The following is a 21,874-nucleotide window of genomic DNA, read 5'->3' as shown; positions in this document are numbered from 1 at the left end:
ATCACGCCCCCAGTCTTCGGAACAGCCTAAGGCTCAGTTAGGATCATCCGCATTGCGGGCGGCCTGCCGAATTGCCACAAATGACGGCATGTTCGATCATTCTTCCTGGCTGTTCCTCGCTACTGCTTCGACGTTTCTCCTCGCCGGTATCGTCAAGGGTATTACCGGCATGGGCTTGCCGACGGTTGCCATGGGGCTGCTCGGCGCCATCATGCCTCCCGTCGCGGCGGCGGCCCTGCTGATCGTGCCGTCCTTCATCTCCAATGTCTGGCAGTTATTCGCCGGACCGCGTTTCGCCGCACTCGCCGGAAGGCTGTGGCCGATGCTGCTCGGCATCCTGATCAGTACAATTGCCACCTCCTCTATGCTGGCAAGCGGCAACACCCAATGGACCACGATGGCGCTCGGGATTGCCTTGGTGATCTATGCCGGCTACACCCTGTTTGCCCGGCAATTGTCCGTGCCGAAGCGGGCTGAGCCCTGGCTGTCCGCTCTGGTCGGTCTGATGACCGGCACTGTCACCGGAGGCACCGGCGTCCTCGTCATTCCAGCGGTTCCCTATCTTCAGGCGCTCGGTTTGGCCAAGGACGATCTGATCCAGGCTCTCGGGCTTTCCTTCACGGTCTCGACCATCGCGCTTGCGATCGGACTGGCGTCGCGCGGCGCTTTTCAGCTCGATAATCTGGCAATGTCCTCGCTCGCTGTCGCGCCGGCGCTGCTCGGTATGTGGCTGGGTCAGGCGGTCCGGCGGAAGGTCAGTCCCGCAACGTTTCGCCGATGGTTCCTGATCGCCCTGATCGTGCTCGGTGCCGAGTTGGCCCTTCGCCCGTTTTTCTAGCGCAACAGCCGGCAAAGTCCCTCTTCCGCCTTCGAGTTCGCGGCGTCATGCGATATAAGAGCGGTGTCTTAGGGAGGCGGATCAGCATGGAATTTCAGGACGACGATCTCGAAAAATTTGCCGCAGATGGCGCGGCGGCGCTGCCGGCTACGGATGTCCAGGGGCATGTGGAACACGACGGCGCCCGCATCTGGTATGCGGCCTACGGTGCTGGCATGCCGGTGATCCTGCTGCATGGCGGTCTCGGGAACAGCGGCAATTGGGGGTATCAGGTTCCGGCCTTGATCGATGCCGGCTACCGCGCCGTCGTCATCGATAGCCGTGGCCATGGGCGCAGTACGCGCGATTTGCGGCCCTATAGCTATGAGCTGATGGCATCGGACGTCTTGGCGGTTATGGACAGACTGCGCATCGAAAAAGCAGCGGTCGTCGGATGGAGCGACGGAGCGTGCACCGGTTTGATTCTCGGCAGGACCAATCCGGCACGCATCGCGGGCGTTTTCTATTTCGCCTGCAACATGGACCCCAGCGGCACGAAAGAATTCGTACCCACGCCGGTCATCGACCGCTGCTTTTCCCGTCACGTGAAGGACTACGCCGCCCTCTCGGCCACGCCGGATCAGTTCGACGCCTTCGTTCAGGCGGTCGGCCTGATGCAGCGGACGCAGCCGAACTACTCCGCCGCCGATCTCGCCGAGATCGACGTTCCCGTTGCAATCGTCCACAGCCAGCACGACGAATTCATCAAGCGCGACCACGCCGACCATCTCGCCCGCAGCATTCCCGGCGCCGAGCTTATCCTGCTTCCCGGCGTCAGCCATTTCGCGCCGCTGCAGCGGCCGGCACAGTTCAACGATGCGATGCTGGCTTTCCTTCGCGAGATTGCGGCAGAGCTCGGGAATGTATCCGGATCTTGCTTGTGCGGGATTTGGTTGCGCGCTTCCGATTGTTCGGATAAATGATGATCATCATATTTCAAATACTCCCCGACCGAACCGCCGCTGACCGGCCCTTCCGCCCAGGGAGCACAATCGGATCCAGGCAGGAGATTTCATGACAGCTACTTTATTTTCGCCGCTTACCGTCGGTCCTTACGAGCTGGCGCATCGTATCGTCATGGCGCCGTTGACGCGCATGCGGGCAAGCCAGCCGGGCAACGTGCCTTCCACGATGAACGCCGAATATTATGCACAGCGCGCGTCGATGGGCGGGCTGATCATTTCCGAGGGCTCGCAGATTTCGCCGGCCGGACAGGGCATGCCGGCAACGCCGGGCATCCACACGCCGGAGCAGATCGCCGGCTGGAAAGCTGTCACCGAAGCGGTTCACGCCAAGCGCGGCCGGATCTTTCTGCAGCTCTGGCATGTCGGCCGCATTTCCCATTCCTCACATCAGCCCGGCGGCGGCCTGCCATTCGCGCCCTCGGCGATCGCCGCTTCCGGACATGCTTTCACGGCATCGTTCGAGCGCGTGCCCTTCGAGACACCGCAGGCGATCGATACCGATCTGATGCCGTTGCTGATCGAAGTCTATGGCCAGGCTGCGGCCAATGCCAAGGCGGCCGGGTTCGACGGCGTCGAGATCCATGGCGCCAACGGCTATCTGATCGAACAATTCCTGCAGGCCCGTACAAACCAACGCACGGACCAATATGGCGGATCGATCGAGAACCGGACACGCCTGCTGCTCGAAGTGATCGAAGAAGTGTCAGGGGTCTGGGGTTCGGATCGCGTCGGTGTCCGCCTCTCCCCCTTCGGCATTGCCAACGACAGCGGCGAGGATGATCCGCTGCGGCTTTACGGCCATGTCATCCGTGAACTCGACCGGCTGCATCTTGCCTATCTGCACCTGATCGAGCCGCGTGCCAGCGGTGCGGGCCAGGCCGAAGTCGACCACAAGAATGTCCCTTCGGCAGCCGAGCTCTTCCGCCCTGCCTGGTCCGGAACCTTGATCGCCGCCGGCAATTTCAAGCCCGAAACCGCGGAGGCCGCCCTGGCCGCGGGCCATGCCGACGCCATCGCCTTCGGCCGCCTGTTCATCGCCAATCCCGATCTGCCGGAACGCATTCGCCGCGGCGCGAACCTCAACCCCTATCATCGCCCGACCTTTTACGGCGGCGGCCCAGAGGGATATACGGATTATCCGACATTGGATGCCAGGGAGGCTGCGGAATGAGTGTGCCAAGCGCCATCATCGTTGGAGTGGGAGCAGAACAGGGTCTCGGCGCGGCCCTCTGCCGGCTGCTCGCCGATAAAGGCTACCACGTCTTCATCGCCAGCCGGACGATGGAAAAGATCGCCAAGGTCGCAGACGCCATCAACGCCTCCGGCGGCAGCGCCGAAGCCATAGAAACCGATGCGACTGACGAGGCCGCGGTGAAGCGGCTGTTCGAGCATGCCTTTGCGCCGCAGGACGATATCGACCCGCCCGACTTCATCGTCTTCAACGCCGGCATCAACCGTCACATCGGCTTTCGCGATGTCACCGCCACCGATTTCGAAGAATTCTGGCGCATCGGCTGTTTCGGCGGCTTCCTTGTCGGGCGGGAGGCAGCACGGCGTCTCGTGCCCCTCGGACGCGGCACGGTGATCTTTACCGGCGCTTCGGCGAGCCTGCGCGGCAAGGCCGGATTTGCGCAGTTTGCTGCCGCCAAGGCGGGCCTAAGGATGATCAGCCAGAGCATGGCGCGGGAATTCGGACCGCTTGGCCTGCATGTCGCGCACACCATCATCGATGGCGGCATCGACGGCGAAAGATTGCGCTCAAGGCGGCCGGAGCTGCAGGCCGACGCACTGCTCAACATCGATGCCATTGCCGAGACCTACTGGCATATCCACCGCCAGCATCCCTCCGCCTGGACCCAGGAGATCGACCTGCGTCCCTATAAGGAAACTTTCTGAGGGCCGACGCTTGGAAGCGCCGACCCCATAAAAATCCTCAGCCGGCGGGAAAGGGATTGCGTTCGCTGAAGCCGCGCTGATGCCAATAGGGATAAGCGGGCGTCTGGGCGCTGGCGGCGTCCAGGCGGGCGACCTGTTCCGTTGTCAGGTTCCAACCGACGGCGCCAAGATTGTCGCGCAACTGGCCTTCGTCGCGGGCGCCAACGATAATGCTCGACACTGTCGGCCGCTGCAGCAGCCAGTTTAGGGCTACCTGCGGAATAGTCTTACCGGTTTCCTTCGAAACCTCGTCAAGCGCATCAACCACAGTATAGAGATATTCGTCGTCCACCTGTGGGCCACTGTCCGCCGTTTTGTGCAAGCGGCTGACCTCCGGCAATGGCTGGCCCCGACGAATCTTGCCGGTCAGACGGCCCCAGCCGAGCGGGCTCCAGACGACAGCCCCGACCTTCTGATCGACGGCAAGCGGCATCAGCTCCCACTCGTAATCGCGGCCGACAAGCGAATAATAGGCCTGGTGCGCCACATAGCGGGGCAGGTTGTGGCGATCGGCCGCCGCCAGCGACTTCATCAGGTGCCATCCGGAGAAATTCGAGCAGCCGACATAGCGAATCTTGCCGGCACGCACGAGATCGTCGAGCGTCGACAGCGTTTCCTCGACCGGTGTCATGGCATCGAAGCCGTGCAACTGGAAGAGATCGATATGATCGGTCTGCAGGCGCTTGAGTGAAGATTCCACGGTCTTGATCAGGTGGAAGCGTGAGGAGCCGACATCATTCGGCCCATCACCAGAGCGAAAGGTCGCCTTGGTGGAGATCAGCACCTTGTCGCGGCGGCCCTTGATCGCCTCGCCCAGTACCTGCTCGGCAACGCCGCCGGAATAAACATCGGCGCTGTCGAAGAAATTGAGACCGGCATCGAGGCATATATCGATCAGGCGGCTTGCCTCATCGACGTCGGTCGCGCCCCAGGCGCCGAAAAACTCGCCTTTGCCGCCGAAGGTGCCGGTACCGAAGCTGAGGACCGGCACGCGAAAACCCGATCCGCCGAGATAGCGATAGTCCATAACATAACCTCCAAAAGGATGGATGCATCAAAGATGGCGCGCGGGAGCTAACCGAGGTCGGAGGCACTCGTGCCTGGGTGATGTGTGGTCGTTACCCGGTTTGTTCAACACCTTCGACGGTCGCCGCCCGCATCTCGATCACCTGGCGGGCGGCCGCGGCAGCGGCATCCTTCTCGCTTGCAACCTGGACCGTCGGAAACGCAAAATGGATGCCGTTTTCATCGAAGGCCTGCTTGATCATCGACAGGGCACTGCGGCGGATGACGGAGACTTCACCGGGCTTGGTGGTGATCGCCAGCCTGATCTCGATCGCGAAATCGCCGAATTGCTCGACGCCCTTCATCTTCAGCGTCTGGATGATGTCGGGCGCCAGTTCCGGATCGTCGAGCAAACGCTGGCCGATTTCTTTGATGATGCGCTTGGTCTTCACAAGGTCGGTATCGTAGGTAACCTTCAGGATGATCTTATCGATCGCCCAGTCGCGGTTCATGTTGTTGACCGCACCGAGGGAGCCGAAGGGAACCGTCGCCAGCGGACCGCGCTGATGGCGTAGTTTCACGGAGCGAAGGCTGAAGGATTCCACCACGCCCTTGTGGTTGCCGCTTTCGATATATTCGCCGATGCGGAAGGCATCGTCCCAGAGATAGAAGATGCCGCTGATGACATCCTTCACGATGGTCTGCGCGCCGAAACCGACAGCGACACCGACGACGCCGGCGCCGGCGATCAGCGGCCCGATTTCGATGCCGAGACCCGACAGCACCATCATGATGGCGATGATGCCGATGACCACGGCAAGGATATTGCGGAAAATCGGCAGCAGCGTGTGCAACCGGGCCCGCCGGGCCTTCATCTCCTCGCTGTCGCTGACGAGCGGCACGGACGCCGACAGTTTGGCATTGATGTAGGTCTTCGACAGATGCCAGAGCAAATCGGCAGCGAGCAGGATAACGATGCCGCCGATGACGCCGCGGGCCACGCGATTGATCATGGATTCAGGCTGCCTCATCATCATGGCTGCCTCGACACCGAGCATGTGGCCGAGCCAGAGGGCGGCAAGCGCGATGATGACGGCACGTACGCCGCGGTCCAGTATCACCGTGACAAGCTTGCCGGCGCCTAGAACACCGCCGGCCGCGTCATGCAGCGCCTCCACCGCCCGCGACGACACCGAGAGCGCGCGCGGCAGCAGAATGGCATAGATGCCGAGCCAGAGCAGGCCATTCAAGCCGGTCACCCACAGGCACCAAAGCGCGGCGAAATAGATCGTCAAAAGCCATGAGATCACCTTTCTGCCACGCGCTTCCGGATGCGCCGGGCGCGCCCAGACCGCTTCGACGGCGATGAGGAACAGGCCGATGCCAAGCGTATAGCCGACAAGCGCGCGGGCGCCATCGGAAAAGCCGAGCGGTTCCATGGCCTGGATCACCGCCCAGCCGCAGGCAAAATAGATGACGAACAGCGTGCCTCGCCTATACCAATACTTCGCGACCTGCCGCCGCTCGGCGATGCGCGCGGCGCCGCCATCCTCATCGAGAACATCGCTCGCCCGGCGCATCGCGATCAGTTCCATTAGCAGTCTGCCGAGCGAGACCGCCAGCCGGCTGGAGACGATCGCGATGACGCAGGCGATCGCAAAACTTTCGATGATCGGCGGCCAGTCGAAGATGAGAAGCGGAAACAGTATCGCCACGCCATGGATGATGGCCGGCACGACTCCGCCCATGAACTGGAAACGCGCGGCCTGCAATTCGGTCTCGATCCCGGCCGCCCTCTCTGTATGCTGCATATGCTTGGCATTGATCAGGCGCGCAACCACCAGTTCGGCCACGAGACCAAAGAAAAACAGCACCAGTGCCTGAATGCCGATGCGCAGCCGGCCTGCCGCCTCGCCTTCGTTTTCAAGCCTCTTGGAGGCTGTCATCACCTCGGAAGGCAATGTCATCGCGGCTGATGACACGATCTCTAAGTGCCGTCGCGTGTGGCTGAGGGTGTCGGACAATTCCGACATCTGGCCACCGCCGGAGCCGGGATTGTCTGCTGAAGCAGGCTTGGTATTCAACTGCGACGCAAGCCACTGCTTGACGTCGGGCTCATTCATCAACTGAATGAGTTCTCGGACCTTCTCCGGCGGCGGCGCGGCCGTCGATGGCGCGCCTGCACTTTGCGCCCGGACCGCGGCCGGGCCGGAAAAAGCAACAAGACATAGAAGCAGCGCTGCAATCGACCGCCTGCCACCCCCGACAATACTCATTTGCGCCGCCCTTCTCGCAATCGGCCCGATCAGCCTGTTTGGGCAGACTATACGCCTTTTTAGTGCGGACAAGCAGGCACTTACGCAAGTCATACAATCAATTAGGCGTCGGCATTGCACACGAACCGGGGGCACGTTAGCTTTGCGCCAATACCGCTTGGGGATGTATCGCGTGTTCAACTTCCTGAAAAAGCTCTTCGGCGGAGCCAAACGGCCGGACACGCAGATTGAACCGCCAGCCCGACAGCCTGCAGAGCCGCCGGCGATCAAGAGCCTCGATCTCAACATTCCCGATGAAGCGCTGCAAGACGAGGCCCGCTTTGCCGCCTATCTGCAGGAGCGCCTGCCATTTTTCGGCGAGGTGATCAAAGTCGATTATGATCCGGGCGCCGGCAGCCTGACGCTGCATAGCCGCAACGGCGACACGATGACGAAATTCCTGGGCAACGCGCTGCTGGCGCTGCGTGAAAAGAAGGGACAGGCGCGTGCCCAGGCTCTGCTCAACTATCTCAACATAACCGAAGCCTTGGAGGGCGGCGGCGATCTCCAGAAGGTGCTGCCGGTGCTGAAATCGCGCAGCTTTGTCGACGTAGCGCGGCAACAGATGATACAGGCAGTCAAGGGCAAATCCGACCCGCCGCAATTCGTCTATCTCGATGAGGCCGAGAATCTCGTCAGGCTCTTTGTCGTCAATGGCGAGACCACGGTCAGCTATGTAATGAGCAACGCCTTGGATAGCTGGGGCATCGATGTCGGCGAGCTGGCGGAGGCGGCGCAGGAAAATCTCCATAAATTTCTATCGAAAACCGGCGTGCAGATCGCTAAGCGCAGCCAGTTTCAATATATTGAAATCGACGGCCAGTTCGAATCCAGCGTCGCCTTCCTGCCGAATTCTGGGCCGAAGTGCAGGACCAATCCGGCGGCGCAGCACCGATCGCGGCCTTCCTGTCGCGGGACAAGGTATTCTTCACCCACGAAAACGACGCCACAAGACTGCAGCTTCTCGAACTGATCAGCGCCGATCTCAGCGACGTGCCCTATGTGATTTCACCCGATCAATATCGCTGGGAAGATGGAAAATGGTCGCTGTTCAAACGAGTGGGGCGGAGCGTGCAGTAGCATGTGACTTGCCCTCTTCGGGCAAATGAACACCAGGTAGCTTAAACAGACGTCTATTTGTATGAATGCCTCCACACCGGATTCAATTTTTGGAAGAAGATGGTAGGTTGATTGGCTTGACCGCGTCGGAAGAACTGTTCGTAGCTGCAGATGACGCTTCCGTAGCGGTCGCCCTGCGATACCAGTAGGCCGACGTAGCCGCATCAGTGGGACGTGCACGCGCCGCATAGGCGGCACTAAGACGCTTTTGCGCCCCTGGCTCACCTTGTTCCGCAGCCTTCGTAAGCCACTTAATCGCCAAATCGCTATCCTTGCGATCGTATTGCGCATAAGTGTAGATCTCGCCAAGGCAGAGTTGGGCGTCTAGATCGTTTTGTTCCGCAGCCTTTGAGAGCCAGATAATTGCCTGATCCACGTCCCGGCTCACACCTTGGCCGTTAAGATACATTTGGCCGAGCCAGTATTGGGCCGAGGTTGTTCCCTGCTCTGCCGCCTCGCGAAAACTACCCATCGCCTTCTGAAACCAGAAGTTCGCCATCATGGCATCTGGCACCGCACCTTCTCCTTGAGAATACATGCCTCCAAGCAAGTATTGAGCCATAACATCGCCGTTCTTGGCCGCCTTGCTCAAGCCAGCTATTGCCTTTTGAAACCAAATATTCGCCTGTTCGGGATCTGGAGCAGCTTCGTCATCGCCAAGTGAATAAGCGAGGCCCAGGCGAAATTCAGCGTAGGGGTTATTTTGATCGGCCGCCTCGCGAAACCAGAAAACGGCTTGTTTGAAGTCTGGCTGTACACCTAATCCAAAGAAATATAGACGCCCCAGGCCGTACTGAGCAGTTGCGTCGCCCTGCTCCGCCTGCCAATTCAGCAGTGCCGCTCTGTAATCGTGCTTTGCGAATGCGGCTTTCGCGTTATCCGTTTGCGCGTAAGCGGGTTGCAAGAAGACAAGGCACAATAGCAATCCGTAGCCATAATGATTTCGTACCACGGCTGATCCTTGAGTCGAAACGGTAGCGTAATCCCATCTTTACAACAATCGGTAGAGCTGTCACGCGCTCTTTCGAAAACAAGATGGGTTACACCAACACCTCTTGATCGACCCGATCCTCGGCGCCGAAGAATTTCAGATAGCGCTCGACTTCGGCCGGTTCGCCCGTTGCCTTTTGCGGATTGTCCGAGAGCTTGACGGCGGGGCGGCCATTGGCTTCGATCACCTTGCAGACAATCGAGATCGGGTTGAGGCCGTGGATTTCGGTGGGCGCGCAGCCGGCGAAATCATTGGTGAGGTTGGTGCCCCAGCCAAAGCCCATGCGCACGCGGCCCTCGAAATGCTTATAGGTGGCGATGATGGCATCGACGTCGAGCCCGTCGGAGAAGATCAGAAGTTTCTGGCGGGGGTCGCGGCCCATCTTCTTCCACCAGTCGATGATCTTCTCGCCGCCTTCGATCGGGGGGGCGCTGTCCGGGCGAAAACCGGTCCAGTCGGCCACCCATTCCGGTGCATTGCGCAGGAAAGAGGCGGTGCCGAAGGCATCGGGCAGAACCACCAACAGGTTGCCGCCGTAAAGGCGGTTCCAGTCGCGCAACACTTTGTACGGCGCCTTGCCAAGCTCCTCATCGGTCTTGGCCAGTGCCGCCGCCACCATCGGCAGCTCGTGCGCGTTGGTGCCGACCGCCTCAAGATCTGAATCCATGGCGAGAAGGACATTGCTGGTGCCGGTGAAAGCATGGCTGACACCCTCCTTCAGCGCTTCCACGCACCAACGCTGCCAGAGGAAACTATGGCGTCGCCGGGTGCCGAAATCGGAAATACGCAGGTTCGGCAGCTCCCGCAGCCGCTCGACCTTTTCCCACATCTTCGCCTTGGCGCGCGCATAGAGGACATCGAGCGTGAAAGGACCCAGCGCTTTCAGCGCCGCACGCGACCGCAGCTCGTTGATGATGGCAAGTGCCGGAATCTCCCACATGGTCGTTTCCTTCCACGACCCGTGGAAGTCGAGAATATACTGCCCGTCGCGCTTCGACAGCTCGTACTCCGGAAGCTGGAAATTCGACAACCAGGCCAAAAATTCCGGCTCGAAGATCTGGGCGCGACCATAAAAGCTGTTACCCGCCAGCCAGATCATCTCCTTCTTGGAAAGCCTGATCGTGCGCGCATGATCGAGCTGCTCGCGCAGTTCCTTTTCGTCGATCACTTCGGCGAGCCGGACGCTCTTCGTGCGGTTGATCAATGAGAAGGTGGCGTCGACATCCGGATAAAGCTTCCAGATCATCTGCAGCATCAGAAGCTTGTAGAAATCCGTATCGATCAGGCTACGGATGATCGGATCGAGCTTCCAGGTATGGTTATAGACACGGGTGGCGATATCCGTCTTCGTCATCTCGTTCCTGCCCGTCTCCCTGCGCCCCAGACGTCATGCTTCGCGCCTTCCAGCGCGCTGGCGGCGGGTATAATGCTCCTGTTATCAAAAAATGTTGAGCGAAAGTCCAGTCACTGAAAGAAAATTGATACTGAATTAAACGCGCTGCTGCCGAGGGCCGCAGCATGGGCTTAACTCGTGACCGATGCCGAATTCACTACGGCTGGGAATTGCCTTGAACCGGCGGTTTCGGGGCCGCCGTCTGATCTTGGGTCGTTGTTGCCGGCCCGGTCGGCGCGGTTTCGCGGCCCCAAAGTTCGACCAAAGCCCAGACGATCGCCGTCAGGGCGAGCGCAACGAGGAGCACTGCCAGTACCCGGCGCCCCATATGTCCCTGTTTGGCCTCGGTCGCCGGCAATTCCTTTTCCTCATGCAGGCGCTGATCAGAATTCTCCCAATGCGTATGGGTTTCCAGCTTCCGTGGCATGACAGCCTCCTTCCAAATTCGCCTTGCGGCGGCGTTCTTTGGAAAACGGAGGCGGCTCTGGAAGGTTCCGAAGGCGCTCAGTAGCCGCGGCTGCGATCCACCAGATATTGTAAAGGCTCACCGCGTTCGAAGCGGGCGATCTGCTCCTCGACATGGCGCATCAGCGAATGTTCTTCGGAGACCGCTGCATCATGCGGAGTGATGACGATATTCTCCAGGTTCCACAGCGGATCGTCCATCGGCAGCGGTTCGACATCGAAGACATCGAGCGACGCGCCCCCGAGTACGCCGGTTTCGATCGCAGAGACGATATCGGCCTGGACCTGGCTCTTGCCGCGTCCGGCATTGATGAACACCGGCTTGCTCAGAGCACCGCCGCGACGAAGCTTCGAAAAAAGCGAGCTGTTGTATAGCCCTGTCGTCTCCGGCGTCAGCGGCAGCAGACCGACGAGAATATCGGTCCGCGACAGAAAGGCGTCGAGCTCGCCGGCGTCGAACGTTTCCATGCCGTCGATGTGCTTCTTCTGCCGCGACCAGCCGATGACATCAAAGCCCATGACCTTGAGTTTGGCGGCGGCATCGAGGCCGAGAATGCCGAGACCCATGACCCCGACCGCGACTTCACGTGCCTCCGGCGCCGGAAGATGGCCCCAGACGCGCTTGCGCTGGTGACGGAAATGACCGAAGACATCGCGCAGATGCATGAGGCATTGCAGCACGATCCATTCCGTCATGCGCACCGTTAAGCTGCGGTCGACGAAGCGGACGATGGGAATGTCGGGCAGATCAGCGATATTCAGCATCGAATCGACGCCGGCGCCGCCGGAAAAGATCACCTTGAGATTAGGCGCGCGCTGAAAGAGATCGGCGTCCGGCTTCCACAGAAGGGCATAGTCGATCTGGCTCAGATCCGCACTCTTGTTGGCGGGATCGGCGAGATTGATGCTGCCGCGATCGGCAAAAGCGGTTTCAAGAGCGGCGGCGATGGCCTCAGGCGTGAATTTGAGATCGACGAGAACGGGGCTTTTGACCGGCATGGCGATTGTCTTTATTGCTGGATAGCGGCGGTGGGTACCGCTTCGATGTTGAAGGCGGCGGCGAGAAGCGCCTTGGTGTAATCCTCTTTAGGGGCACGGAAAATCTCCGCTGACGAGCCCTGCTCCACGACCTTGCCGAAGCGCATGACGATCAGGTCGTTCGCAAGCGCCTTCACCACTTTCAGATCATGGCTGATGAAGAGGTAGGCAAGGTCATGGCGCCGCTGCAGATCGCGTAGCAGATCGACCACCTGCGCCTGCACGCTCATGTCGAGCGCCGAGGTCGGCTCGTCCAGCATGACGAAACGCGGCTTCAGCACCATGGCGCGGGCAATGGCGATACGCTGGCGCTGGCCGCCCGAGAATTCATGCGGGAAGCGCCAGCGGGTTGAGGGATCGAGACCTACCTCCTCCAGCGCCCAGCAGACGCGCTGATCGCGCTCTTCCGCCGATAGAGATTGCTCATGCACCTTCAGCCCCTCGGCAATGATTTCGCCAACCGACATACGCGGGCTCAGCGATCCATAGGGATCCTGAAAAACGACCTGAAGCTGGTTGCGCAGCGGCCGCATCTCTCTGAAGGAATAGTCCGCAATGTCCTTGCCGACAAAGCTGATGCGGCCTCTGGAGGAGATCAGCCGGGCAAGCGCCAGGCCGAGCGTTGTCTTGCCGGAGCCGGATTCGCCGACGACGCCGAGCGTCTGCCCGGCCCTCAGCCTCAAATCGATGCCGTCGACCGCCTTCACATGGTCGACCACCTTGCGCATCAACCCGGCCTTGATCGGGAACCAGACCTTGATGTCGGAGCCTTCCATGACCACCGGCTTACTGGTGTCGCCCACCGGCGGCTCGCCGCGCGGCTCGGCCGCAAGCAGATGCCGGGTATAGTCATGCTGGGGATTGGTGAAGACCTCCTCGACCGTGCCGGTTTCGACGATACGGCCCTTGGTCATGACACAGACCCGATCGGCGAATTTGCGGACGATGCCGAGATCGTGGGTGATGAACAGCATCGACATGCCGTGTGCGCCCTTGAGGTCGCGCAGCAATTGGAGGATCTGCGCCTGCACGGTGACGTCGAGCGCCGTCGTCGGCTCGTCGGCAATCAGAAGCTCCGGCCGGTTGGCGAGCGCCATGGCAATCATCACGCGCTGACGCTGACCGCCGGACAGTTCGTGCGGATAGGCCTTGAGTCGCTTTTCCGGCTCGCGGATGCCGACCTGGTTGAGGAGATCCAGTATGCGGCTACGGGCCGGCTGGCCGACCATGCCCTGGTGCAGCGCCAAGATTTCGCCGATCTGCTTTTCGATCGTATGGAGCGGATTAAGCGAGGTCATCGGCTCCTGGAAGATCATGGTGATGTCGTTGCCGCGGACGGCGCGCAGCTCATTATCGGACGCTTTCAGCAGGTCCTTGCCCTTGAACAGGATTTCGCCCGAGGGATGGCTGGCGGACGGATAGGGCAGCAGCTTCAGGATCGAGTTGGCCGACACCGACTTGCCCGATCCGGATTCGCCGACCAGCGCCAGCACCTCGCCCTTGGCGATCTCGAAGGAGACACTATCGACCGCAGTCGACGTTTGCCCGCCCTGATGAAAGGCGACGGATAGATTGCGGACGGAGAGCAGCGGTTCGGTCATTCGGCCAGGCTTTTCAGGAGCGATGAGAGAGTGGGCTCGTCAGGGCGGAGGACGGCGAGCGGCGGTGTGTCAAACTCCAGCCCATACCGGGAACCTGCGAGGCGATACTCGCCTTTTATCCCATAATCGTCGGTCAGGAGATGCGAGCAACCGGCCGCGGCAGCGACAGAAAGATGAAGAGCATCAGGTAACTTCAAGCCGCTATATTGGGACCGGAGCATTGCAGTGCAGAGGAACATCGATCGCTCAATTGGCAAGACCTCGAGCCAACTATTTGTCGAAATTGACGTTTCGTAAGTCTCGGCCAGAATCGTGTCGCCGTTTCTGTAAGGTGTCACGAGAAGCTCGGCCAACGTCAATTCGCTCGTCACGAACAGTTTCGCGTGACGTCGGCCAGCGGCAACGAATGACTGAAGAAGCATATCGCCAATTTCATCTCGTCTTTCGAATGCGATAATGAAAATGTTGGTGTCGAGATAAATTCTGCCGACATCTTCCATCAATAGTCCCATTCATCCCGCAATGCACGGATTCTGGCAACCGCCTCTTCACGAGTTACCGACGGTCGGTTCTCCGCACGAAGGCGCTCAATGGTCGCGAGCAATTCGTCAACGGACATCGGCTCCGGATTGGGCGGCATTAAGCCCTTGAAACCGGGCCACTTATCCTCTTTGCCCTCCGGCAATCCGGATTCCATCGCCGATTCAGACTCCATCACCAGGCGCACCGTTTTAGCGTCTTTTTCCAGTTTCTCGCGGAGATCTTCCGGAAGCTTCGATGCGGGATAGTGTTCAATCACAATCTTGTTCATGGCCCAAACGCCCTGATGTCACGAGCTCGATATAGTAACCCGAGCTTCGAAAAAAAACGAGTTTGCTCATCGGAACGTCTTTCTCGGATCGAATGCATCGCGCACGGCCTCGCCGATGAAGATCAGAAGCGACAGCATGATCGACATGGTGAAGAAGGCGGACAGGCCCAGCCAGGGGGCCTGCAGGTTTGATTTGCCCTGGGCGATCATTTCGCCCAGCGAAGGCGAGCCGGGGGGCATGCCGAAGCCTAAGAAATCCAGCGAGGTCAGCGTCGTGATCGAGCCGGAGAGAATGAACGGTACGAAGGTCAGGGTCGCGACCATGGCGTTCGGCAGCAGGTGGCGATACATGATGGTAATGTTGTTGACGCCGAGCGCGCGGGCGGCGCGCACATATTCGAAGTTGCGCGCCCGGAGGAATTCGGCACGCACGACGCCGACGAGGCCTACCCAGGAAAACAGAAGAAGGATGCCGAGAAGGATGAAGAAGCCCGGCGGCAAGACCGAGGCGATGATCAGCAGGATATAAAGCACCGGCATCGACGACCATATTTCGATGAAGCGCTGCAGCAGAAGGTCTGTCCAGCCGCCGAAATAACCCTGTATGGCACCGGCGGCAACGCCGACGACCGCCGAGCAGATGGTCAGCGCCAGGCCGAACAGCACCGAGATGCGGAAGCCGTAGATCATGCGTGCCAGTACGTCCCGCGCCTGGTCGTCCGTGCCGAGCCAGTTGAGATTGCTCAAAGTGCAATTCGGATCGGCGACGCCCTTTTCATAGCCGGAACAGCGTTGTTCCTTGCTCATCAGCCAGAAGGGAGCCGTCGGAGCCGAGCTTCCTTTCGGAAGGTTCGAGTTGGCGGTCTGATAGGAATAGTGGATCGGCGGCCAGATCATCCAGCCATTGGCGTTGATCTCCTGCCTGATATCCTCTGCGCGATAATCGGTCTGCGCCAGGAAGCCGCCGAACTTTTCCTCCGGATAGTCGACGAAGATAGGCGTCAGGATCTCGCCTTTGTAGGAGATGAGGATCGGCCGATCGTTGGCGATGAATTCCGCTCCGAGGCTGAGAACGAACAGGATCAGGAATAGCCAGAGGGACCAGTAGCCGCGGCGGTTCGCCTTGAAATTCTGCCAGCGGCGAACGTTGGTCGGCGAAAAGAGGCCTTTGCGCGGCGGCTTTACCACTGCCGGGGCGGTCGAATTGGTCGCAGCGTCCATCAGACATCCCTCCGCTCGAAATCGATGCGCGGGTCGATCCAGGTATAGATCAGGTCCGAGATCAGGCCGACGAACAAGCCAAGCAGCGAGAAGATATAGAGCGTTGCGAACACGATCGGATAGTCACGCTGGACGACGGAGAGATAGCTGAGGCGGCCGAGACCGTCGAGCGAGAAGATATTCTCGATCAGCAGCGAACCGGTGAAAAAAGCGGAGATGAAGGCACCGGGAAAACCGGCGATGACGATCAGCATGGCATTGCGGAAGACGTGGCCGTAGAGCACTCGCCGTTCGCTGAGGCCCTTGGCGCGCGCCGTGATGACATATTGCTTCTTGATCTCCTCGATGAAGGAATTCTTGGTCAGAAGCGTCGTCGTGGCGAAGGCGGCGAGCGACAGCGAAATCAACGGCAGCACGAGATGCCAGAGATAGTCGATGATCTTCTGCCACCAGGCGAGATCGGCGAAATTGTCGGAGACCAGGCCGCGCAGCGGAAACCAATCGAAGAAGGATCCACCGGCGAAAAGCACGATCAGCATGATGCCGAAGAGGAAACTCGGAACGGCATAGCCGATGATGATGACGCCGGATGTCCAGACGTCGAAGGTCGATCCATCCTGTATCGCCTTGCGGATGCCGAGCGGAATGGAGATGGCGTAGGAAAAGATCAGGATCCAGATGCCGAGCGAGATCGATACCGGCAGCTTCTGGGCAATGAGATCGATCACCTGGGTGTTGCGGAAGAAGCTTTCGCCGAAATCGAAGCGGATATAGTTCCACATCATCTGGCCGAAGCGCTCGAGCGGCGGCTTGTCGAAGCCGAACTGCTTGTCGAGCTTGGCGATCAGCTCCGGATCGAGCCCCTGCGCACCGCGATATTTCGAGCTGCTGTCGTCGGCTGCCTGTTGCTGGCCGAGTATATCGGTGCCGCCGGAAAGACGGCCGTTGGCGTTGTCGGCCTGGCCGGTCAATTGCGCGATCACCTGCTCGACGGGACCGCCGGGCGCGAACTGCACGATCGTAAAGGAGATCGCCATGATGCCGATAATGGTCGGGATCATCAGCAGCAGACGTCTGAGGATATAGGCGCCCATCAGCCCGTCACTCCCTCATTGAGGAATATGCCCGCTCCCGCCTCAATCCATCCGTCGTTCAAGTCGCTTATTCCCTTCCGCCGAATAGAGCCGGCGCAGTCATTTCAGGCTGAAATTGCCGAATCGGCATGGGGCATTTGGAGCCAGCATGCCTATCATTGCAAGAGCCGCTCATTTGCCGGCGTTCTTCGACCACCATGTCTCGGGAAAGCCCATCGAATATTCCGGCAGGTTGGCAGGATGTTCGAACTTGTCCCAATAGGCGATGTGGAAGCTCGTGGCATAAAACAACGGAACGACGTAGTGGTGGGCGAGCAAAACACGGTCGAGCGCTCTCGCCGTTGCCTCCTTCTCGGCGACATCCTTGGCAAGAATGACCTTGGTGATCAGCGCATCAATGCCGGGATCGGCTATGCCGGCGTAGTTGCGCGAGCCTTGGCGATTGGCGGAAGCCGAGCCCCACATGTCGATCTGCTCGTTGCCCGGATTGAGGGTCTGAGCCCAAACGGTCCAGATCATGTCATAGTCAAAGCTGCGGACGCGATTAATATATTGCGATGAATCGACGGTTCGAACACGTGCATCGATGCCAATCTTCTTCAGGTTCTGCGCATAGGGCAGCACCCATTTTTCAACAAATGGGCTGCCGAGGAGAATCTCGATGGAAAAGGGCTGTCCAGTCTTGGCATTGACCATCCGGTTGCCCTTGATGACATAGCCGGCTTCCTTGAGAAGCGCGATCGCTTTACGGAGATTGTCGCGAGATTTCTGCGGATCGCCGCCCACCGGGTTGCTGTAGGGGGTCGTGAAGACTTCAGGCGGCACCTTGTCCTTGATCTCGTTCAGGACGTTCAGTTCTTCCCCTTGCGGCAGACCGGAGGAAGCGAGTTTGGTGCCGAAGAAATAGCTATCGTCCCGGCGATATACACCATAGGCGACCGTGCGGTTGATCTCCTCGAAATCAAAGGCGTAATTGAGCGCCTCACGCACCCTTTGATCCTTGAACTGGTCGCGGCGCATGTTCGGCACCAGCGCCTGCATCACGCCGGTGGCGCGCAGCGGATTTGGTAGATCTTCGCGCTTGATGCGGCCATCCTTGACGGCGGGGAAATCATAGCCTGTTACCCAGCGGCTCGCGCTATTATCCTGCCAGAAATCGACGTTGCCGCCGCGAAAGCCTTCGAACTCCACATCATCGTCGCCGTAATAGGCGTAAGAGATCACGCCAAAATTGTTCTCGCCGACATTGACGGGCAAGTTCTTGGCCCAATAGTCGTTGCGGAGTTCATAGCGGATGGTCGAGCCCGGCGAGACGGCAGCGATCTTATAGGGGCCAGAGCCCATGACCGGCTCCAGTGTCGTGCGGGAAATATCACGCGGTTTGCCGTCCGGTCCGGTGCCTTCCCACCAATGTTTCGGCACGATAGGAAGAAGCTGCCCCAGAATGAACGGCAGTTCGCGATTGTTCTTCTCGTCGAAGGTGAAGGTCACATCCCGATCGCCGGTCTTTTCAGCCCGCAAGACATGCGCGTAGTAGCTAGTCAAGAAGGGATTGAGTTCTTTGGCCTTCTCGAAGCTGAAGATGACATCTTCAGGTGTTACCGGGGCTCCGTCAGCCCATTTCGCCTCGGCCCGCAATCGGAACGTCGCGTTCGATATGTCGTCCGGATAGGATATGCCCTCCGCCAGCAGCCCATAGGACGAGGCGATCTCATCGTCGGCCGATTTCAGCAACGTATCGAAAACCAGTCCGATTCCAGTGACGGGGTTGCCTTTCAGCAGAATGGGATTGACCGTGTCGAACGTTCCATTGCTCGAAAGCTTCAATTCGCCGCCCTTCGGCGCGTGAGGATTGACGTAGTCGAAATGCTTGAAGCCGGGCTGGTATTTCAGATCGCCGAGAATGGCGGTGCCGATGCGGAACTCTAGCTCGTCGGCGTTGGATGGCGCCGGCAAGACCAGCAGGCAGAAAAGAGAAGCAACCAAGCCTGCTTTCAACCGCGACAATGCCATTCATGATCCTCTGATGATTTGATGGGAATCAAGCATAGGCCAAATGAGGGCAAAAAGCAGGACGGAATTGCTCATCTTCTCCCAAATCGGCCGATTGCCGCCCCATGAAGTCAGGCTTTTGCCGCAGCTTCTTCAAGGCGTTTGCGCAGCATCAGGCGCAATTCGCGGACAAGACGCCGGTCGCCGGCCGCTTCCGGCTCGTTGGCGGCGACGACGGCGATGCGCAGCAGTTCGAGAACGATCGCCGCCATCAAGGCAACATCGTCCGTGACCGGCGGCTCCGCCCGCCGCAGGATGGCGGAAATCAGCTCTTTGAGCTCCGCCCGCGAACGCAGCTTGCGGTCCCTCGGAACGTCGCGGCGGGCGGCAAGCACCGGAAATTCCGGAAACTTCTCGATGAAAGCGCCGAGCCCGTCGAAGATTGCCTCGCCGCTATCGGCAGCCGAAAGGCCGCCGCTCTTTTCCGCGATGTCCTGAAGCACGGCTTTCAGCCGCTCCAGCCGATCGATATGCAGCGCTTCGGCCAGCAACGGCTTGGTTGGAAAGAATTGATAGAGCGAGCCGATCGACGAGTGCGCTTCGGCTGCAATCTCGGTCATTGTCGCCGCGTCATAGCCCTTCCGAACGAAGATCTTGGCGGCCGCTTCCAAGAGCACGGCAACGCGGTCGTGGCCGCGGCGACGCTTCGGGATGCGCGTCTGCGGCTCCGCGCTTGATTTTTGCGAGGATTCCCTCATATCTGTCATTGTGAGGATACCCTCATATTTCCCCGGAGCCCCCTGATGCCTCTTTACGATCCCCAAACCACCGCACTTGTCTCCATCGATCTGCAGGGCCTGGTTCTCAGCCGCCCGCTCGCACCCCACTCTGCGCAGCAGATCGTCGAGAATACCGTCGCCATCGCTCGGAAACTGAAAGCCGCCGGTGGAACGAGAGTCTTTGTGACGGTTGGATTTTCCGCAGACTATGCCGACGCTGTCAACCGGCCCGTCGACGAAAGCTTCAGCTTTCCAGAGGGAGGTTTGCCGCCGGCAGCCCTCGCCGCACCCGACGAAATCGCTGCACTGACGCCCGACATTGCCATCGTTAAACGGCAATGGAGTGCTTTTTACGGCACCGAACTCGATCTGCAACTGCGCCGCCGCGGCATCAAAACACTGATCCTTACCGGCGTCGCCACCAATTTCGGCGTCGAATCGACCGCTCGCGACGGCTATGCGGCCAATTATTCCATCATCGTCGCCGAGGATGCGGTGACGACCTTTTCGCAGGAAATGCAGGATTTCGCCTGTACAAAGGTTTTGCCGCGGCTGTCGCGCATCCGCAAGACGGCGGAAATTCTGGCTGTTTGATCAGCGAGTTAGTGGTTCCGGCAAGCAATCTACAGCCGTCCATTCGGCTCAAGCGATAAAAACACGGATTCACCAAAATCGCTTTTCAAGGTAGATTTGCGACAAATCACTTCGGCCATCGCCGGCAGCTTCTTAGGGAACCACATGATTTCTGTCCTGGTTCGGACCCTCGATACGTTCAGCAAACTTTCCCTCGCAGCCACGATCGGCGCGGGTCTCATCAGCGGCGATGCGCTGGCGCAGCAGGCAACCCCGACGCCCGGAAGCGCCAAGGCGATCTTCGGCGCGGTAACGCTACCGACGCAGGGACCGCCGCAATCGTTCGGCTTCTATGCCAAGGGCTGCCTTTCCGGCGCCGTGGCGCTGCCGACCGACGGACCGACCTGGGAGGCGATGCGCTTGTCGCGCAACCGCCGTTGGGGACGACCAGAGATGATCTCCCTCCTTGAACGCCTGTCCCGCGATGCCGCCAAATATGACGGATGGCCGGGTATCCTGGTCGGCGACATCTCGCAGCCACGTGGCGGGCCGATGTTCAACGGTCATGCCTCGCATCAGATCGGTCTCGATGCCGACGTTTGGCTGACGCCGATGCCGTCGCGGACATTGACGACGGCCGAGCGCGAGACCCTGCCCTTCACCAGCATGCTGGCGAAGGACAAATTCCTGACGATCAATGACAAGGTCTGGACGCCGGAGCATGCCCGCCTCCTGATGCGTGCTGCGAGCTACCCCGAAGTCGAACGCATCTTCGTCAATCCGGCAATCAAGAAGAAGATGTGCGAGACCTGGACCGGCGACCGCACCAATCTCGGCAAGCTTCGCCCGGAATACGGCCATGACTCGCATTTCCATATCCGCATCCGCTGCCCTGCAGGCTCGACCGGCTGCAAACCGCAGGCACCCGTTGCCGCCGGCGACGGCTGCGACAAGTCGCTCGCCTGGTGGTTCACGCCCGCCCCCTGGGCGAAGCCGAAACCCAGCACGAAACCGCCGGTAAAGCCGCGTGAAGTCATGGTTTCCGATCTGCCCAAGTCCTGCCAGGCCGTGCTGGATGCACCCGCCGTCGCCTCGGCGCGCGCCGCCACCTTCGGCGCCAAGACCGCTGCAGCGAGCGTGACGACCGGCGCGATGCCGGTTTCCAGCGCCGATACGGGCAGCACCCCGCCCGGCAGCATCCCGCAGCAGTAAAACGGCAGAGCCGGTTTCGACCGGCTCAACCCGTCTTTCAAAGGCTTGTCTCTTGGTATAGAAGGCAGATAAATCGATTAAAAAATCTTGGGTGGAGCGGGAATTTCATGGCCGGCAAATGCATCGCGCTGATCGCGCATGATCAGAAAAAGGATGCGATGGCGGAATTTGCACGCCGCAACCAGGATGCACTTGCCGATTGGCATATCGTCGCCACGGGCACGACTGGCGGCCGGGTGCTCGATGCCTGCCCCAGCCTGAAGGTCACCCGCCTGAAGAGCGGTCCGCTCGGCGGCGACCAGCAGATCGGCGCCATGATCGCCACCGGCGAAATCGATGTACTCGTCTTCTTCATCGACCCACTGACCCCGATGCCGCACGATGTCGACGTGAAGGCATTGACGCGGCTTGCCGTTCTCTACGACATTCCCATGGCTCTCAACGAAGCCACTGCAGAACGACTGATCAAAACACTGAACCATTAATCC

Annotated in this window: 21 protein-coding genes; 8 read left to right on the top strand and 13 right to left on the bottom strand. The window is 59.8% G+C overall.

Features of this window, described 5'->3' with window-relative positions:
• Positions 1-88: 88 nt before the first annotated feature.
• The 4 genes from QDY28_RS06730 (at position 89) to QDY28_RS06715 (ending at position 3,738) form a co-directional block, all read left to right on the top strand.
• Positions 89-838 carry a sulfite exporter TauE/SafE family protein gene (locus tag QDY28_RS06730; protein WP_331380923.1) on the top strand — a complete coding sequence of 250 codons (750 nt, stop codon included), beginning with the start codon at positions 89-91 and terminating at the stop codon, positions 836-838.
• Positions 839-924: 86 nt separating this feature from the next.
• A complete protein-coding gene (locus QDY28_RS06725; protein WP_331380922.1) occupies positions 925-1,800 on the top strand; it encodes an alpha/beta fold hydrolase in 876 nt (291 codons plus the stop codon).
• Positions 1,801-1,891: 91 nt separating this feature from the next.
• Entirely contained in the window at positions 1,892-3,013 is a 1,122-nt protein-coding gene (locus tag QDY28_RS06720) for an alkene reductase (protein WP_331380921.1), read from the top strand.
• Positions 3,010-3,738: an SDR family NAD(P)-dependent oxidoreductase gene (locus QDY28_RS06715; protein WP_331380920.1), complete on the top strand. Its 729-nt coding sequence runs from the start codon at positions 3,010-3,012 to the stop codon at positions 3,736-3,738. Before QDY28_RS06720 ends, QDY28_RS06715 begins: the two co-directional genes overlap by 4 nt.
• A 37-nt stretch (positions 3,739-3,775) precedes the next feature.
• On the opposite strand, the gene QDY28_RS06710 is transcribed toward QDY28_RS06715, so the two are convergent.
• Entirely contained in the window at positions 3,776-4,804 is a 1,029-nt protein-coding gene (locus QDY28_RS06710; protein WP_331380919.1) for an aldo/keto reductase, read from the bottom strand.
• A gap of 91 nt (positions 4,805-4,895) precedes the next feature.
• Positions 4,896-7,058 carry a mechanosensitive ion channel family protein gene (locus QDY28_RS06705; RefSeq protein WP_331380918.1) on the bottom strand — a complete coding sequence of 721 codons (2,163 nt, stop codon included), beginning with the start codon at positions 7,056-7,058 and terminating at the stop codon, positions 4,896-4,898.
• A gap of 172 nt (positions 7,059-7,230) precedes the next feature.
• Between QDY28_RS06705 and QDY28_RS06700 the strand changes: the two genes are divergently transcribed.
• A complete protein-coding gene (locus tag QDY28_RS06700) occupies positions 7,231-8,070 on the top strand; it encodes a hypothetical protein (RefSeq protein WP_331380917.1) in 840 nt (279 codons plus the stop codon).
• A gap of 189 nt (positions 8,071-8,259) precedes the next feature.
• On the opposite strand, the gene QDY28_RS06695 is transcribed toward QDY28_RS06700, so the two are convergent.
• The 11 genes from QDY28_RS06695 to QDY28_RS06645 all read right to left on the bottom strand — a co-directional run bounded on the left by QDY28_RS06695 (position 8,260) and on the right by QDY28_RS06645 (position 19,589).
• The gene (locus QDY28_RS06695) at positions 8,260-9,168 is read right to left on the bottom strand and encodes a tetratricopeptide repeat protein (RefSeq protein ID WP_331380916.1); all 909 of its coding nucleotides are present in this window, start codon (positions 9,166-9,168) and stop codon (positions 8,260-8,262) included.
• Positions 9,169-9,256: 88 nt separating this feature from the next.
• Complete coding sequence (gene pncB, locus QDY28_RS06690) at positions 9,257-10,561, bottom strand: nicotinate phosphoribosyltransferase (protein WP_331380915.1); 1,305 nt, start codon at positions 10,559-10,561, stop codon at positions 9,257-9,259.
• 196 nt (positions 10,562-10,757) lie between these two features.
• Entirely contained in the window at positions 10,758-11,027 is a 270-nt protein-coding gene (locus QDY28_RS06685) for a hypothetical protein (RefSeq protein WP_331380914.1), read from the bottom strand.
• Positions 11,028-11,104: 77 nt separating this feature from the next.
• Entirely contained in the window at positions 11,105-12,064 is a 960-nt protein-coding gene (locus QDY28_RS06680) for a 2-hydroxyacid dehydrogenase (RefSeq protein ID WP_331380913.1), read from the bottom strand.
• Positions 12,065-12,075: 11 nt separating this feature from the next.
• Positions 12,076-13,704 (bottom strand): ABC transporter ATP-binding protein, encoded by a 1,629-nt coding sequence (locus QDY28_RS06675; RefSeq protein ID WP_331380912.1) that lies wholly within the window; start codon positions 13,702-13,704, stop codon positions 12,076-12,078.
• On the bottom strand, positions 13,701-14,204 hold the full coding sequence (locus tag QDY28_RS06670; protein ID WP_331380911.1) for a type II toxin-antitoxin system VapC family toxin: 504 nt from the start codon (positions 14,202-14,204) through the stop codon (positions 13,701-13,703). The genes QDY28_RS06675 and QDY28_RS06670 overlap by 4 nt, the downstream gene beginning before the upstream one ends.
• On the bottom strand, positions 14,204-14,515 hold the full coding sequence (locus QDY28_RS06665; protein ID WP_331380910.1) for a hypothetical protein: 312 nt from the start codon (positions 14,513-14,515) through the stop codon (positions 14,204-14,206). Before QDY28_RS06665 ends, QDY28_RS06670 begins: the two co-directional genes overlap by 1 nt.
• A gap of 66 nt (positions 14,516-14,581) precedes the next feature.
• Positions 14,582-15,736, bottom strand: a complete 1,155-nt coding sequence (locus QDY28_RS06660; RefSeq protein ID WP_331380909.1) for an ABC transporter permease — start codon at positions 15,734-15,736, stop codon at positions 14,582-14,584.
• Entirely contained in the window at positions 15,736-16,830 is a 1,095-nt protein-coding gene (locus QDY28_RS06655; RefSeq protein ID WP_331380908.1) for a microcin C ABC transporter permease YejB, read from the bottom strand. Before QDY28_RS06655 ends, QDY28_RS06660 begins: the two co-directional genes overlap by 1 nt.
• Before the next feature lie 171 nt (positions 16,831-17,001).
• The gene (locus tag QDY28_RS06650) at positions 17,002-18,843 is read right to left on the bottom strand and encodes an extracellular solute-binding protein (RefSeq protein WP_331380907.1); all 1,842 of its coding nucleotides are present in this window, start codon (positions 18,841-18,843) and stop codon (positions 17,002-17,004) included.
• A 110-nt stretch (positions 18,844-18,953) separates the two neighbouring features.
• Positions 18,954-19,589 (bottom strand): TetR/AcrR family transcriptional regulator, encoded by a 636-nt coding sequence (locus QDY28_RS06645; RefSeq protein ID WP_331380906.1) that lies wholly within the window; start codon positions 19,587-19,589, stop codon positions 18,954-18,956.
• A gap of 36 nt (positions 19,590-19,625) precedes the next feature.
• Here QDY28_RS06645 and QDY28_RS06640 point away from each other — a divergent pair, with 36 nt between their 5' ends.
• The 3 genes from QDY28_RS06640 to QDY28_RS06630 all read left to right on the top strand — a co-directional run bounded on the left by QDY28_RS06640 (position 19,626) and on the right by QDY28_RS06630 (position 21,871).
• A complete protein-coding gene (locus tag QDY28_RS06640; RefSeq protein WP_331380905.1) occupies positions 19,626-20,195 on the top strand; it encodes an isochorismatase family protein in 570 nt (189 codons plus the stop codon).
• Between the two features lie 144 nt (positions 20,196-20,339).
• Entirely contained in the window at positions 20,340-21,386 is a 1,047-nt protein-coding gene (gene mepA / locus QDY28_RS06635) for a penicillin-insensitive murein endopeptidase (protein ID WP_331380904.1), read from the top strand.
• Between the two features lie 107 nt (positions 21,387-21,493).
• Entirely contained in the window at positions 21,494-21,871 is a 378-nt protein-coding gene (locus QDY28_RS06630; RefSeq protein WP_331380903.1) for a methylglyoxal synthase, read from the top strand.
• Positions 21,872-21,874 lie beyond the last annotated feature (3 nt).

The organism is Rhizobium sp. BR 362 (assembly GCF_036528765.1).
GTDB lineage: Bacteria > Pseudomonadota > Alphaproteobacteria > Rhizobiales > Rhizobiaceae > Rhizobium.
The sequence above is the reverse complement of the archived record's forward strand: the minus strand, read 5'-3'. Positions and strand labels throughout refer to the sequence as shown.

Excerpts from the sequence above, each read along its gene's own strand:
- QDY28_RS06655 (WP_331380908.1), bottom strand. The coding sequence starts at position 16,830 with ATGGGCGCCTATATCCTCAGACGTCTGCTGCTGATGATCCCGACCATT.
- QDY28_RS06720 (WP_331380921.1), top strand. The coding sequence starts at position 1,892 with ATGACAGCTACTTTATTTTCGCCGCTTACCGTCGGTCCTTACGAGCTG.
- QDY28_RS06710 (WP_331380919.1), bottom strand. The coding sequence starts at position 4,804 with ATGGACTATCGCTATCTCGGCGGATCGGGTTTTCGCGTGCCGGTCCTC.
- QDY28_RS06650 (WP_331380907.1), bottom strand. The coding sequence starts at position 18,843 with ATGGCATTGTCGCGGTTGAAAGCAGGCTTGGTTGCTTCTCTTTTCTGC.
- QDY28_RS06670 (WP_331380911.1), bottom strand. The coding sequence starts at position 14,204 with ATGGAAGATGTCGGCAGAATTTATCTCGACACCAACATTTTCATTATC.
- QDY28_RS06725 (WP_331380922.1), top strand. The coding sequence starts at position 925 with ATGGAATTTCAGGACGACGATCTCGAAAAATTTGCCGCAGATGGCGCG.
- QDY28_RS06730 (WP_331380923.1), top strand. The coding sequence starts at position 89 with ATGTTCGATCATTCTTCCTGGCTGTTCCTCGCTACTGCTTCGACGTTT.
- QDY28_RS06640 (WP_331380905.1), top strand. The coding sequence starts at position 19,626 with ATGCCTCTTTACGATCCCCAAACCACCGCACTTGTCTCCATCGATCTG.
- pncB (WP_331380915.1), bottom strand. The coding sequence starts at position 10,561 with ATGACGAAGACGGATATCGCCACCCGTGTCTATAACCATACCTGGAAG.
- QDY28_RS06645 (WP_331380906.1), bottom strand. The coding sequence starts at position 19,589 with ATGACAGATATGAGGGAATCCTCGCAAAAATCAAGCGCGGAGCCGCAG.
- QDY28_RS06660 (WP_331380909.1), bottom strand. The coding sequence starts at position 15,736 with ATGGACGCTGCGACCAATTCGACCGCCCCGGCAGTGGTAAAGCCGCCG.
- QDY28_RS06715 (WP_331380920.1), top strand. The coding sequence starts at position 3,010 with ATGAGTGTGCCAAGCGCCATCATCGTTGGAGTGGGAGCAGAACAGGGT.
- QDY28_RS06630 (WP_331380903.1), top strand. The coding sequence starts at position 21,494 with ATGGCCGGCAAATGCATCGCGCTGATCGCGCATGATCAGAAAAAGGAT.
- QDY28_RS06675 (WP_331380912.1), bottom strand. The coding sequence starts at position 13,704 with ATGACCGAACCGCTGCTCTCCGTCCGCAATCTATCCGTCGCCTTTCAT.
- QDY28_RS06685 (WP_331380914.1), bottom strand. The coding sequence starts at position 11,027 with ATGCCACGGAAGCTGGAAACCCATACGCATTGGGAGAATTCTGATCAG.
- mepA (WP_331380904.1), top strand. The coding sequence starts at position 20,340 with ATGATTTCTGTCCTGGTTCGGACCCTCGATACGTTCAGCAAACTTTCC.
- QDY28_RS06705 (WP_331380918.1), bottom strand. The coding sequence starts at position 7,058 with ATGAGTATTGTCGGGGGTGGCAGGCGGTCGATTGCAGCGCTGCTTCTA.
- QDY28_RS06665 (WP_331380910.1), bottom strand. The coding sequence starts at position 14,515 with ATGAACAAGATTGTGATTGAACACTATCCCGCATCGAAGCTTCCGGAA.
- QDY28_RS06680 (WP_331380913.1), bottom strand. The coding sequence starts at position 12,064 with ATGCCGGTCAAAAGCCCCGTTCTCGTCGATCTCAAATTCACGCCTGAG.